Source organism: Methylophilus sp. UBA6697, from assembly GCF_002454655.1.
Classification (GTDB): Bacteria; Pseudomonadota; Gammaproteobacteria; order Burkholderiales; family Methylophilaceae; genus Methylophilus.
Genome location: NZ_DKJH01000043.1, coordinates 13804 through 26546 on the forward strand (window position 1 = coordinate 13804; position 12743 = coordinate 26546).

General features: G+C 48.4%; 13 protein-coding genes and 1 tRNA gene. 5 read left to right on the plus strand and 9 right to left on the minus strand.

Translation table 11 applies throughout. The features are described 5' to 3' along the window. Positions 1–5: 5 nt before the first annotated feature. Positions 6–392 (plus strand): 50S ribosomal protein L17, encoded by a 387-nt coding sequence (gene rplQ / locus B3355_RS11810; RefSeq protein WP_019881247.1) that lies wholly within the window; start codon positions 6–8, stop codon positions 390–392. Positions 393–451: 59 nt separating this feature from the next. On the opposite strand, the gene B3355_RS11815 is transcribed toward rplQ, so the two are convergent. Next, positions 452–694 (minus strand): glutaredoxin family protein, encoded by a 243-nt coding sequence (locus B3355_RS11815; protein ID WP_292784135.1) that lies wholly within the window; start codon positions 692–694, stop codon positions 452–454. Positions 695–772: 78 nt separating this feature from the next. On the opposite strand from B3355_RS11815, the gene mgtE reads away from it, so the two are divergent. Together mgtE and B3355_RS11825 are read left to right on the plus strand one after the other, a co-directional pair. Beyond that, a complete protein-coding gene (mgtE, locus tag B3355_RS11820; RefSeq protein ID WP_292784138.1) occupies positions 773–2230 on the plus strand; it encodes a magnesium transporter in 1458 nt (485 codons plus the stop codon). A gap of 6 nt (positions 2231–2236) precedes the next feature. Continuing rightward, complete coding sequence (locus tag B3355_RS11825) at positions 2237–3535, plus strand: mechanosensitive ion channel family protein (RefSeq protein ID WP_292784141.1); 1299 nt, start codon at positions 2237–2239, stop codon at positions 3533–3535. 75 nt (positions 3536–3610) lie between these two features. On the opposite strand, the gene rpmG is transcribed toward B3355_RS11825, so the two are convergent. The 5 genes from rpmG to coaBC all read right to left on the minus strand — a co-directional run bounded on the left by rpmG (position 3611) and on the right by coaBC (position 8146). Next, the gene (rpmG, locus tag B3355_RS11830) at positions 3611–3766 is read right to left on the minus strand and encodes a 50S ribosomal protein L33 (RefSeq protein WP_011478679.1); all 156 of its coding nucleotides are present in this window, start codon (positions 3764–3766) and stop codon (positions 3611–3613) included. Positions 3767–3798: 32 nt separating this feature from the next. Next, positions 3799–4035 (minus strand): 50S ribosomal protein L28, encoded by a 237-nt coding sequence (gene rpmB, locus B3355_RS11835; RefSeq protein WP_018986249.1) that lies wholly within the window; start codon positions 4033–4035, stop codon positions 3799–3801. A 95-nt stretch (positions 4036–4130) separates the two neighbouring features. Further along, positions 4131–4583 (minus strand): dUTP diphosphatase, encoded by a 453-nt coding sequence (gene dut, locus B3355_RS11840; RefSeq protein WP_019881252.1) that lies wholly within the window; start codon positions 4581–4583, stop codon positions 4131–4133. A gap of 121 nt (positions 4584–4704) precedes the next feature. Next, on the minus strand, positions 4705–6849 hold the full coding sequence (locus B3355_RS11845; RefSeq protein WP_292784163.1) for a TonB-dependent receptor family protein: 2145 nt from the start codon (positions 6847–6849) through the stop codon (positions 4705–4707). 100 nt (positions 6850–6949) lie between these two features. Next, positions 6950–8146, minus strand: coding sequence for a bifunctional phosphopantothenoylcysteine decarboxylase/phosphopantothenate--cysteine ligase CoaBC (gene coaBC, locus B3355_RS11850; protein ID WP_292784166.1), 1197 nt, complete (start codon positions 8144–8146; stop codon positions 6950–6952). 100 nt (positions 8147–8246) lie between these two features. On the opposite strand from coaBC, the gene B3355_RS11855 reads away from it, so the two are divergent. Both B3355_RS11855 and radC read left to right on the plus strand, forming a co-directional pair. Next, a complete protein-coding gene (locus tag B3355_RS11855; RefSeq protein WP_292784169.1) occupies positions 8247–9014 on the plus strand; it encodes a hypothetical protein in 768 nt (255 codons plus the stop codon). Positions 9015–9026: 12 nt separating this feature from the next. Continuing rightward, positions 9027–9701 carry a RadC family protein gene (gene radC / locus B3355_RS11860; protein ID WP_292784172.1) on the plus strand — a complete coding sequence of 225 codons (675 nt, stop codon included), beginning with the start codon at positions 9027–9029 and terminating at the stop codon, positions 9699–9701. Between the two features lie 21 nt (positions 9702–9722). Here radC and B3355_RS11865 read toward each other — a convergent pair. The 3 genes from B3355_RS11865 to lon form a co-directional block, all read right to left on the minus strand. Then, positions 9723–9798: transfer RNA gene (locus B3355_RS11865), tRNA-Val, on the minus strand. Positions 9799–9859: 61 nt separating this feature from the next. Further along, complete coding sequence (locus tag B3355_RS11870) at positions 9860–10132, minus strand: HU family DNA-binding protein (RefSeq protein WP_019882242.1); 273 nt, start codon at positions 10130–10132, stop codon at positions 9860–9862. 120 nt (positions 10133–10252) lie between these two features. After that, complete coding sequence (gene lon / locus B3355_RS11875) at positions 10253–12688, minus strand: endopeptidase La (RefSeq protein ID WP_019882241.1); 2436 nt, start codon at positions 12686–12688, stop codon at positions 10253–10255. Between the last annotated feature and the right edge of the window lie 55 nt (positions 12689–12743).

Sequence of the window (12743 nt, forward strand, 5' to 3'; positions counted from 1 at the left end):
TTACTATGCGTCACGGTAATAGCAATCGTAAATTGAACAGAACCAGCAGCCACCGCGCAGCCATGTTCCGCAACATGGTGACCTCTTTGCTGCGTCACGAAGTGATCAAAACAACTTTGCCTAAAGCAAAAGAGCTGCGTAAATATGCAGAGCCATTGATCACTTTGGGTAAAACACCTACATTGGCAAACCGTCGTCTGGCGTTCAGCCGTCTGCGTGACCGTGACATCGTAGGTAAGTTGTTCGGTGAACTGGGTCCACGTTACAATGCACGTAATGGCGGTTACCTGCGCATTCTGAAATGTGGTTTCCGTCAAGGTGACAATGCGCCAATGGCATTCGTTGAATTGGTAGATCGTCCAGAAGTTGCAGAAGCACCAGCAGCAGAATAAGACAGACGCATCAATAAAAAAGCCAGCTTTCGCTGGCTTTTTTATTTTCTAAACCCCCTCTATTCGTTATGCTTTAACCAGTGGCTAATCATTTCCGTGTTAAAGGGCCAGCACAGCTCATTTGTATCGTCGGTTGATGTGAAAAGTAGCACGGGAATGCTAATTTCATAGCGCGGCAGCAATTTTTCGTCATCAATGATGTCTAGGTATTGGTAAGGTAGATTGAGCTCCTGCAATAGCTGCTCTGCATCCTCACAAAGGTGGCAGCCTTTGGTGCCCAATAATATCAACTTCTTTTGCATAAAAACTCTAGGTAGTGTCATCAACGCTTTGTACAATGATACCTGCAAAAATAACGCCTGCTCAATATTGGATCATGCATGACAGAAATTCGCGAACAAGATGAGAAAGCGACCGAGGGCAAGGAAAGCCTGAGCGAGACTTTGCAGCAGGTGATCCACTTGCTGGATAAGCACAAACTGGTCGAACATGTGGTGCATCGGCAAGATATGCCTAAGCATGATCTGGTCGAGAACCTGGTCCACAAGCAAAATCTGAATATTCTGCAGCATAAGCTGGATCAGTTACATCCGGCTGACGTGGCTTATATCCTCGAATCGCTACCATTAGATGACCGTTTAATGGTGTGGGATCTGGTGAAAGCCGATCGTGATGGCGAAATTCTGCTTGAAGCCTCCGACGCTGTTCGTCAAACCCTCATTGCGGACATGGATAGTGATGAGTTGCTGGCAGCTGCCGAGCAACTGGACACTGACGAGTTGGCAGACCTGGCACCTGACTTGCCAAAAGACGTGTTGCAGGACTTGCTTTACAGTCTGGATACGCAACATCGCGAGCGTTTGCAATCCGCGCTTTCTTATCCTGATGACACGGTTGGTGCCATCATGGACTTCGATATTGTGACGATTCGTGACGATATCACGCTGGAAGTCGTCTTGCGCTACCTGCGCAGGCTACCGAAGTTTCCAGACCATACGGATAAATTATTCGTCATTAATCGCGACGACATCCTGCAAGGGGTGTTGCCCCTGAAGCGCATTATCTTGAATGATCCGGAGACCCGTGTCGGCGACATTATGTCGACGGATGCCGTGGTTTTCCACCCCGAGGATATGGCCGATCAGGCAGCGATGGCGTTTGAGCGTTATGACTTGGTGACGGCGCCGGTGGTCGACAATAACCGCAAGCTGGTCGGGCGCATTACGGTGGATACGGTGATGGATATTATTCGTGAAGAGGCTGAGTCAGACATGCTGTCTTTGGCCGGTTTGCGCGAAGAAGAAGACTTTTTTGCTTCCATCTGGAAGTCTGTGCAAAACCGATGGGCCTGGCTGGCGATTAACCTGGTGACCGCATTGGTGGCATCGCGTGTGATTGGCTTGTTTGAAGGCAGTATCGAAAAGATCGTGGCACTGGCTGCGCTGATGCCTATTGTGGCCGGTATTGGCGGCAACTCAGGTAACCAAACCACCACCATGATTGTACGCGGTTTGGCCTTGGGCCAGATTTCCGGCTATCACATGAAATCATTACTGCAAAAGGAAATGGGTGTTGCACTCATGAATGGCTTGCTATGGGGCGGTGTCCTCGGCCTGATTGCGTTCTGGTTGTACCACAATGCCGCATTGGGATTAGTGATGATGGCGGCGATGGCCTTGAATTTGTTGTTGGCGGCCATTATCGGCGTCGTGATTCCACTGGTGATGAACAAGATGGGCAGGGACCCGGCCGTTGGCTCCAGTGTGTTGATTACTGCATTGACCGATAGCGGTGGTTTCATGATTTTCCTCGGCCTGGCCACAATCTTTTTGTTATAAAAATCTATGATGGATAACGATATTAATATTCTCTGGAAAGAAATTGTTCAGGACCTGAGCACGGTCTCTGCTTTGTGGCAGTTGTTTGTATTTAGCGTGATTCTGGCTGTGAGCGGTTTACTCAATTGGCACCTGCGCAAGCAAATTGCAGCCGGCAAAGTAAACACTGTTTATAAAATGTTGTTGGGCGGCATTGAGCGCCTGTTTTTCCCGTTTGTGGCTTTTCTGTTGCTGGTCATTGCACGCTATTCGCTTGAAGGCTTTATGCATGTCGGTTTGTTGCGACTTGCGGCGCGCATGCTGCTGGCGATGGTGATTATTCGTAGCCTGATTTATGTCTTGCGCTATGTGTTCTCACCGAGCGCCTGGTTGCATTCGTTTGAGCGGGTCATCGCATGGGTTGTGTGGGTGGTGGTGGCTTTGCATATCAGCGGCTTCCTGGATCCTGCCTTGCAGATTCTTGAGGATGTGACGTTTAGTGTTGGCAAGCAGAAGTTAAACCTGTTGCTGCTGATTCAGGGCGGGCTGACCATCGTCATCACTATGCTGGTTGCCTTGTGGTTAAGCCGCATGATAGAGCTGCGGCTGATGGCTTCGGAGAATATCAATAGCAATTGGCGTGTCATTATGGTCAAGCTGGTGCGTATGGTGGCCATTGTCATTGCCTTGCTGATGTCGATGGCGGCTGTAGGCATGGATGTGACCATGCTGTCTGTGTTTGGTGGTGCGCTTGGTGTAGGGCTTGGCTTTGGTTTGCAGAAGATCGCCAGCAATTATGTGAGTGGTTTTATTATCCTCATGGATAAGTCGCTGCATATGGGCGATATTGTGACGATTCGCGGTTACTATGGCATCGTCAAAGAGTTGCGGTCGCGTTATATTGTTTTACGCAAGCTGGATGGAACTGAATTCATCATTCCTAACGAAACGATGATCACGGATGTGGTGATTAATCATACTTCTGCAGCCCATAAAGCGAAGGTGCCTGTTTTAGTCCAAATCTCTTATGAAAGTGATCTGGATTTGGCCATCAAGCTATTGCAAGAGATTGGTCGGTCGCATGAACGTACACTAAGGGATGAAACTGCTGTGGAGGTGATTATTAAATCATTCGGCCAGAATGGCATTGATTTACAGTTGGCGGTAGGGGTGCTTAATCCCGAGGAGGCGACCGCCAAGCTGCAGAGTGAGGTCTATTACGAGATTTGGCAGCGCTTTAAAGCGAATAATATTCAGATCCCATACCCACAGCAGGATGTGCGTATTATTTCCGGTCAGGCAGCTTTAAATCTGGCTTCAGAATAATGGGAAGGTTGGTATAGCGACCAAAATAAAAAAGCCTGCGATTGCAGGCTTTTTTATTAATGCTGGAAACTGAAATTATTTCAATTTAGTTTCTTTGTACAGCACATGCTTACGAGCTACCGGGTCAAATTTCTTGATCTCCATTTTCTCTGGCATAGTACGTTTGTTTTTTGTGGTGGTATAGAAATGACCTGTACCAGCACTGGATTCCAATTTGATTTTTTCACGCATGATAATATCCTTTGCTGACTAAATGTCGCGAGTTAGATTTTTTCGCCAGCAGCACGCAAATCAGCCAACACAGCGTCGATACCATTTTTGTCGATCGTACGCAAAGCAGCGTTGGTAATGCGCAGGCTTACCCAGCGGTTTTCGCTCTCAACCCAAAACTTACGGTTTTGCAAGTTAGGCAAGAAACGACGTCTTGTTTTGTTTTGTGCGTGAGAAACATTGTTGCCCACCATTGGTTTTTTACCGGTTACCTGACATACACGTGCCATGGTTGTCTCCAAATACTTTTATCTTTTCAGAAAGAGCGAGATTATAGATTGAATCGTATGCACAAATCAAGCGCTTATTGTAATTTTTCAAACAATTAATGCTTGCCAGTGCTGCCAAAGCCACCTTCGCCCCGTTCGCTGCTGGTGAATTCATCCACAATATGAAAATCTGCCTGCACAACAGGCACGATTACCATCTGCGCCACCCGTTCCATCGGGTTCAGGATAAATGGCTCTTTACTGCGGTTCCAGCATGAAACCAGCAATTGTCCTTGATAGTCCGAGTCAATCAACCCAACCAGATTGCCAAGCACAATGCCATGTTTATGGCCTAAACCTGAGCGCGGTAGGATCATGGCGGCATAATAAGCATTGTCGATATGAATCGCCATGCCCGTCGGAATCATGATGGTCTCGCCCGGCTGTATGGTTTGCGTATGCTCAATACAGGCACGTAAATCTAACCCGGCTGAGCCAGGCGTTGCATAGTTGGGCATCATGTGATGCAGGCGGGGGTCAAGAATCTTGAGATCTACGGTAATCGACATGCTGCATACTCCAGAAAAAGATTGCGCTATTAAACACGAAATGTGACCGAAAATCACTACGCGCGATAAGCAGCCACAATAAAAAAGCCAGCGGAGGCTGGCTTTTTTATTAATGCGAAGATTAGAACTTGTATTGCGCGCTTAGGCCAAGCAAATAGTTGCGGCCAGCGGCAGGTTCGAAGAATAAGCCATTGCCGTCATTGACGCGTACAGAACCGATGTAATCTTTATCAGTAATGTTTTCTAAGCGGATAAATTCTTTAAATCGCCAATTGGTCAGGTTTTGTTCGAGTCCTGCTCGTATATTGAAGATCGTATATGAAGGTGCTTTATCTGTATTGATGTCATTCACGAAAACATCACTGTTATAGCGTCCCTCCAGCGCACTAAAAAAACCTAAAGGTTGATATTGCCACGCTACTTCGCCATACAGTTGATGTTTGTAAGTGCCGGGAATTTTATTTCCTGAACGTACGTTTCTATAGGCGGAGTCAAATTTTGCATCTAGGTAAGTATAGGAGACAAAAGTGCTAATGCCATTGTCGAATTTACTATCAAGAGATAACTCGACGCCATTGCGTTTTGTATCGTTAGCATTTGTATAGGATGACCTGCCAGCATTCGTCTGATTTACAACGATTTCATCTTTTGTCTTGATGTGAAATAGTGTGAGATTGAAGCGAGTGTTGTCTGTTAGAAATGATTTCAGGCCAATTTCTGTGTTATTGCTTTCCGATGCTTTTAAACCAAGATTAGGTTTGCTTGCCGCACCAGTCGAAACGTTATCAAAGGCAGCCTCGATAAAGGTTGGTGTTTCAAAACCTTTGCCAAAGTTTGCGTAAAAATTAAGTGTTTCTGTAGCTTTCCAAATTGCACCAATTACGGGTGTTGTTTGTTGGTATTCAACAGACCCACTATTGTCGCCTTGTCCAGGGTTGCCAGGCGTTATGAAATTGTCTTTGACCTCCAGTTTAACCTTTGTGTGTCTAGCACCAGCATGAATATCTAATGTAGGTGTTAGGCTTAATTTGCCTTGTATATATTGGTCAAAATTGGAAGAGATGTTGTCCTCATCCCTGTTCAAAGCGTTTGCAGCTACACCATTGACAAGTATATTTCTATCTAGTCTGCTATCCGAGGATTTTCCATAGGTGATGCCTATACTTAAACTGTAAGGCATCACACCTAAGATGCCTTTATTATCCCAGCGCGTATCTGCACCGTAAAACTCTCGACTTATTTGGCTTAGTCTTGCACAGGTGCCGGCAGGCGGGTTGGCTGCGGTGCATGAACCAATAAGTCCAGTAGCAAGTGCTGATGTAGTTAAAATCTGAGCATTGTTCCTTGTCCCTACGTAGGGAATAAAGCTGATTTTGTTATTTTCGTTAAACGCATGCTCGATGTTAAAACCAACTTGCGTATGGTCACGTTTAACACTGGTGTTCGCAAATAAGGCAGCAGGGACAACTTTATCTCGTGTGCCGTTAGAAAAAGCTCTTGCACGGTCTAGCCCCAGCGGATCTTGTGCTTCCTGATCAAACCAGTTCACCAGCGTTGTGACTTTGGTGTCTTCGTTCAAATTAAATTTGAATTTGGCGGTCGCCATTTGTTTATTACTTGAGCTATTGGCTCTGTAGCCGTCAGATTCATAGTTGGATATATTCAATGAATACTCCAACCCTTCTAATTGTCCCGCAGCTTCCAGCACATTGCGTTTGGTGTCATAGCTACCAAACATCGTGGTAGCACCAATTGTTGGTGTGGCTGGCGCGTCTTGCGTAAACATCTGAATCACACCGCCGGATGAGTTGCCGTAGAGGGATGAGAACGGGCCGCGCATGACTTCAATACTTTTTATCGATGACAGGTCGACTACACCTGGCTGTCCCTGGCCATCTGGCATGGTGAGGGGAATGCCATCGACATAGACGCGGATGCCGCGTACACCGAAGGATGAGCGTGAGCCAAAGCCGCGGCTGGAGATTTGTGGATCTTGTGCTTGCTGTGTCCTGTTTTGTGCCGTGATGCCAGGCACGCGAATCAGGCTTTCGGACAGGTTCATTTGCAACTGGCCGTCTTTGATATTCTTTTGCTCAACCACATCAATGGCCACAGGCAAGTCAAAGCTGTTTTGTGCCTGACGGGTAGCTGTGACAACGACTGGCGAAAGTGTGAGGGTTTTTTCTTCGTCCGCCATGGCTTGTGGCATATTGCCAAAGGCAGCAGAAAGAGCGATGTATAAGGGCGTAAAACGAGGTGCGCGCATTGTAATTCTCAGTGCTAAAAATAGACTGCGCGATTGTAAGCTGAGTGTAAGCTTGGAGGTCTCAGTATTTTCATGAAAATACTGAGAATGACCGATTTAATTAGCTTGGATCAAATTGGCTTTTAAGGTGCGTTAAGAGTTTGAATGCAATGTTAATTTTGTCATCTGTGCCAAGTGCATATTCGCCGTGTTGGTCGATGATGGTGACTGCATTCTGGTCGCTGCCCATGGCGGTATTGGCGTGATTGGCCACTATCATGGGGATGCGTTTTGCCAGTCTTTTTTGCTTGGCATAATCGACTACTTGTTCTGTTTCTGCCGCAAAGCCAACGCAATAGGGCGGGTTGGGTAAAGAAGCAACGTCTGCCAGAATGTCTTTATTTTTTATGAGGTTAACGGTAAGTGTTTCCTCACTTTTTTTGATTTTCTGCTCAGAAGAAACATCCGGTCTGTAGTCAGCAACGGCAGCGACACTTATAAATATGTCCTGGCTGGCAATATGTTGCATCACGGTTTGGTACATGTCTTGCGCGCTACTGGCAAAGTAGGCCTGGCTGGTTGTCGGGCGCGTGGCACTTGCGTGGCCATGCACCAATGTGACTTCTGCGCCCATGCGCATGGCGACCTGCGCCAGGGCATAGCCCATTTTTCCGCTACTCAGGTTGGTGAGGCCGCGCACCGGGTCCAGCTTTTCCAGCGTGGCACCGGCCGTGATCATGATTTTTTTGCCAGCTAACCATTTAGGCGTAAAAAAGCTGTTTACCTCTTCCAGCAAGTCTTCTGGCTCGAGCATCCGGCCTTGGCCAACCTCACCGCATGCCTGTTCCCCGCTGTCAGGGCCTAATATCGTGATGCCGTCTTGTTGTAATTGCACGATGTTACGCTGTGTTGCAGGGTTCTCCCACATTTGCCTGTTCATTGCTGGTGCTACCAGGAGTGGGCACTCACGTGCAAGACATAATGTGGAAAGTAAATCGTTGGCAAAACCATGTGTCAGTTTGGCGAGAAAGTCTGCGCTGGCAGGCGCCACTAAAATAGCATCTGCTTTGCGGCTGAGCTCTATGTGCGGCATGCCGTTAGGAATGCGCTGATCCCAGCTGTCGACAAACACCGGGTTGCCGGACAATGCCTGCAAGGTCGTGGGCGTCATAAAGTGCGTCGCGGCTTCAGTCATCACCACTTGTACGCTATGGCCTTGTTTGACCAGTAAGCGCACCAGTTCTGCCGTCTTGTAAGCGGCAATGCCGCCAGTCACGCCCAGCAGCAGATGGCGGGAATGTGAGTGCGTTGGAGTCATGGCTGCATTTTAACTGTAAACCACATGCAATTGCCATTTCTCGGCTATGTAGCATTTTCTTTAAAGATGTTAACATCTGGTCATCCATGGGGTGGGGCACATGATAAAGTTAGTCAGGATTTTGTTCTGGGTGGTTGTGGTGCTGGCTGCATTGATGCAGCTTTGGCAAGAGTATCTCACCTTGCAATGGCGCAAGCCTTTGAATGTGGCTGTGTACCCGGTGAATGCTGATGGTGCTCCCGTAGTGGATACCTATATTGCCAGCTTACGTGCGCAGGACTTTGACATCATTGCGCAGTTTTTTTCGCGTGAAGCCCTGAAGTATCAATTGCCTTTGCATCGACCTGTGACGGTTTATTTAGGCCCCGAAATTCACGATATCCCTCCCGCGCCGCCAGCGGTCAACGGGCAATTATTGGATATTATTTTGTGGAGCCTTAAGTTTCGATGGTTTAGCTGGCAGCATCAGCCTGAAGTAGGTGTGCCCATCGATATCAAGCTGTATCTGTTGTATCACGACCCGTCACAGCATCGCCATTTGTTGCATTCCACCGCTTTGCACAAAGGCCGCATTGGCCGCGTTAATCTGTTTGCCGAAAACAGTCAGCATGCCACCAATGCCATCATTATCAGTCATGAATTACTGCATACCTTGAGCGCTTCAGATAAGTATGACTTGAACACCAGCCTGCCTTTGTTCCCACAAGGCTATGCCGAGCCTTATGCGCAACCGCGCTATCCTCAGGCAATGGCCGAAGTGATGGCGGGCAAAGTGCCGCAAACGGCGCACAACGCACGCATGGCCAAAGACCTTGACGCTGTGGTGATCGGCAGGCCCACCGCGCGTGAAATTGGCTGGTCAAAGTAAGCGGGAAGCGCGATGGCAATCACCGATTGGCCCGAACAAGAGCGTCCGCGTGAGAAATTATTGCGTGCGGGTGCCGCAGCTTTGTCTGACGCAGAGTTGCTGGCCATTTTTTTGCGTGTCGGCATGACTGGCAAAACCGCTGTGGATCTGGCGCGTGATCTGTTACAGCATTTTCAAAGCCTGAATGGCGTGTTTTCTGCGGATGTGCAGCAGATGACGGCGGTGCCGGGTATGGGCACGAGCAAATATTGCCAGTTGCAGGCGGTGCTCGAGATGAGCAAACGTGCGCTGGGTGAAGCCTTGCAGCAAAAAGATAGTTTTCGCTCGCCCAAGCAGGTCAAAGATTATTTGCAGTTGCAATTGTCGCATCTGCAGCGCGAAGTGTTCGGCTTGATGTTTCTGGATGCGCAGAATCGCCTGATTGCTTATGAAACCTTGTTTGAAGGCGGCTTGATGCAAACCAGTGTTTATCCGCGAGAGGTCGTGAAGCGTGCACTGGCCTTAAATGCGGCAGCAGTGATATTGAGCCATAATCACCCAGGGGGTAATGCTGAGCCTAGTCGTGCTGATGAGCAATTGACCATCAGTTTGAAAGACGCTTTAAACCTGGTGGATATCAAGGTGCTTGATCACATTATTGTGGCCAGGCAGGAAACGTTTTCGTTTAGCGAGCGGGGATTGATTTGAAATGTGCAGGCAGGGAGGTGGTGGTGGGTGCTAACGGGGTCGAACCGCTGACATTCGCCTTGTAAGGGCGACGCTCTACCAACTGAGCTAAGCACCCGTAACAACCACTTGTGTTGCTACTGCTGGCAGAGCAACTAACGCTGCTCAACCAAAGAATGCTAGTTTACAGCATCTTTAAGGCCTTTACCAGCCCTAAATTTAGGAGATTTTGCAGCTTTGATATTAATTGTTGCGCCGGTACGAGGATTACGGCCAGAACGGGCAGAACGCTCACCTACATAGAATGTACCAAAACCAATCAAGGTTACCAGATCACCTTTTTTCAATGCGCCGGAAATAGCCTCAGTTGTTGCATCCAGAGCACGAGCCGCAGCGGCTTTAGAAATACCAGCAGCACTTGCAATATGATCTATCAATTCTGATTTATTCACGTGTTTCCCCTAATAACTAGTTAAAAAGACAGGTACATCCTGTACCGTCTTTATATCAAGCCGCAAAACGAGCTGTCAAGCGCTAATCCGGCCTTTTGACAATAATTCGCATCAATTTTACTAATGCGTGACAGCTTGCTCCGAATTCGCGTCGCCAGAAGCGACAATCTCAACAGCTGGCGCATCGACTACCAGAGGTTGCGGCGCACTTTCGAGGGCCAAATCCAGCACCTGATCGATCCATTTTACGCAATGAATCTCCAGATCCTTCTTGATATTGGCCGGAATTTCGACTAAATCTTTTTCATTGGCAGAAGGAATTAGCACTGTTTTAATCCCACCTCTATGGGCTGCCAACAGTTTCTCTTTCAATCCGCCAATCGGCAAGACTTCACCACGTAGCGTAATTTCACCGGTCATCGCGACATCAGCACGCGCTGGAATGCCAGTGAGCACCGATACAATCGCTGTTGTGAGGCCAATACCAGCACTTGGGCCATCTTTAGGGGTCGCCCCTTCTGGCAAGTGAATATGGATGTCCTTCTTCTCGTAGAAGTCGGTTGGGATGCCCAAGCCTTCTGAACGGCTACGCACAACGCTCATCGCAGCGGTCACAGACTCTTGCATCACATCACCCAGCTTACCAGTGGTAATGGTTTTGCCTTTACCTGGCAAAGTCACGGCTTCAATGGTCAGCAACTCGCCGCCGACTGAAGTCCAGGCCAGCCCTGTCACCTGCCCTACCTGGTTTTCTTTGGCAGCAACGCCAAAGTCGTAGCGCTTCACGCCCAGATATTGCTCAATGTTTTTGCTGGTGATATTAACCTTCTTAACCGTTTTGCTTTTACCTTTAGCCAGCAATTGCTCTTTAACGGCTTTACGGCAAATTTTGGCGATCTCTTGCTCCAGACGGCGAACCCCGGCCTCACGCGTGTAATAACGCACGATATCGCGCAACACACTCTCGGCCACAGAAATATCTGTGGTTTTCAGCGCGTGCGCTTTTAATTGCTTAGGCAGCAAGTAGCGTTGAGCGATATTGATCTTTTCGTCTTCGGTGTAGCCGGACAGACGAATGATTTCCATACGATCCAGCAATGGCTCAGGAATATTCATACTGTTAGCCGTTGCCACGAACATGACGTCGCTCAGGTCATAGTCCACTTCAACATAGTGATCGGCAAAAGTATGGTTTTGCTCTGGATCCAACACCTCCAGCAACGCTGAGGATGGATCACCACGCATGTCTTGCCCCATCTTGTCGACTTCGTCGAGCAGGAATAAAGGGTTTTTCACGCCAACCTTGGTCATGCTCTGCAGCACTTTACCCGGCATGGAGCCAATGTAGGTACGACGGTGGCCACGAATTTCGGCTTCATCACGCACGCCGCCCAAGGCCATCCGCACAAACTTGCGGTTCACGGCTTTAGCGATGCTCTGCCCCAGCGAGGTTTTACCTACCCCTGGCGGGCCCACCAGGCACAAGATGGGGGCCTTGAGCTTGCCTACGCGTTGTTGTACCGCCAGATACTCCACAATCCGCTCTTTGACTTTATCCAGGCCGTAATGGTCTGCATCCAGAATCTCTTCTGCGGTTTGCAGGTCTTTGCTGATTTTGGTTTTCTTTTTCCAAGGCAGGTTGAGCAAGGTATCAATGTAGTTGCGCACCACGGAAGCTTCAGCTGACATGGGGGACATCAATTTGAGTTTCTTGAACTCGGCAGTGACCTTAGCCAAGGCTTCTTTAGGCATGGCCGCATTTTTGATGCGCTGCTCAAGCTCTTCCATCTCGGCATTTTCGTCTTGCTCGCCCAACTCTTTCTGAATCGCTTTGACTTGCTCATTCAGATAGTACTCACGCTGGCTTTTCTCCATTTGGCGTTTCACACGGCCACGGATGCGTTTCTCTACCTGCAAGATGTCAATTTCAGACTCCATCAGGAACAGCAAGTGCTCTAAACGCTCGATGACACTGAGCATTTCCAGCACTTTTTGCTTTTCCTCGAGCTTGAGGGTCAGATGTGCAGAAATGGTGTCCGCCAAGCGGCCTGGCTCGTTAATCGTCGCCAATGAGGTCAGGATTTCAGGGGGAATCTTTTTGTTCAGTTTGACGTATTGGTCAAACTGGGTCATGACTGTACGCATCAAGGCTTCAGCCTCTTTGTCGTCCTGGTCGGTTTGCTCAACCTCTACGCCTAATGCCATGAAGCAATCATCGGTTTCCATAAAGTCGGAAACACGCACACGATGCAGACCTTCAACCAACACTTTCACGGTACCGTCAGGCAACTTCAGCATTTGCAATACAGTTGCCAGCGTCCCGATTTCGTACAGGTCTTCTGCCGTCGGATCGTCTTTGTTGGCCGATTTTTGGGCCACCAGCAAAATCTTTTTATCGCCTTCTGAGGCGCGTTCCAGCGCTTTAACCGACTTGGTGCGGCCAACAAACAGCGGAATCACTAAATGCGGGTAGACAACGACATCGCGCAATGGCAATAACGGGATTAAAGCGTTTTCTTCGGGTATCTCGGAGTCAAGCAAAGTGTGTTCTGTCATAGCGTCTTTCAAAAAGTGTCAAAGGAGCCAGTCCTTTGCATTTAGATGGGAACAT

Coding starts and splice junctions, on each gene's coding strand:
- mgtE (WP_292784138.1), top strand. CDS start 773: ATGACAGAAATTCGCGAACAAGATGAGAAAGCGACCGAGGGCAAGGAA.
- rpmG (WP_011478679.1), bottom strand. CDS start 3,766: ATGCGTGAAAAAATCAAATTGGAATCCAGTGCTGGTACAGGTCATTTC.
- B3355_RS11815 (WP_292784135.1), bottom strand. CDS start 694: ATGCAAAAGAAGTTGATATTATTGGGCACCAAAGGCTGCCACCTTTGT.
- rpmB (WP_018986249.1), bottom strand. CDS start 4,035: ATGGCACGTGTATGTCAGGTAACCGGTAAAAAACCAATGGTGGGCAAC.
- B3355_RS11825 (WP_292784141.1), top strand. CDS start 2,237: ATGATGGATAACGATATTAATATTCTCTGGAAAGAAATTGTTCAGGAC.
- coaBC (WP_292784166.1), bottom strand. CDS start 8,146: ATGACTCCAACGCACTCACATTCCCGCCATCTGCTGCTGGGCGTGACT.
- lon (WP_019882241.1), bottom strand. CDS start 12,688: ATGACAGAACACACTTTGCTTGACTCCGAGATACCCGAAGAAAACGCT.
- rplQ (WP_019881247.1), top strand. CDS start 6: ATGCGTCACGGTAATAGCAATCGTAAATTGAACAGAACCAGCAGCCAC.
- B3355_RS11855 (WP_292784169.1), top strand. CDS start 8,247: ATGATAAAGTTAGTCAGGATTTTGTTCTGGGTGGTTGTGGTGCTGGCT.
- radC (WP_292784172.1), top strand. CDS start 9,027: ATGGCAATCACCGATTGGCCCGAACAAGAGCGTCCGCGTGAGAAATTA.
- B3355_RS11845 (WP_292784163.1), bottom strand. CDS start 6,849: ATGCGCGCACCTCGTTTTACGCCCTTATACATCGCTCTTTCTGCTGCC.
- dut (WP_019881252.1), bottom strand. CDS start 4,583: ATGTCGATTACCGTAGATCTCAAGATTCTTGACCCCCGCCTGCATCAC.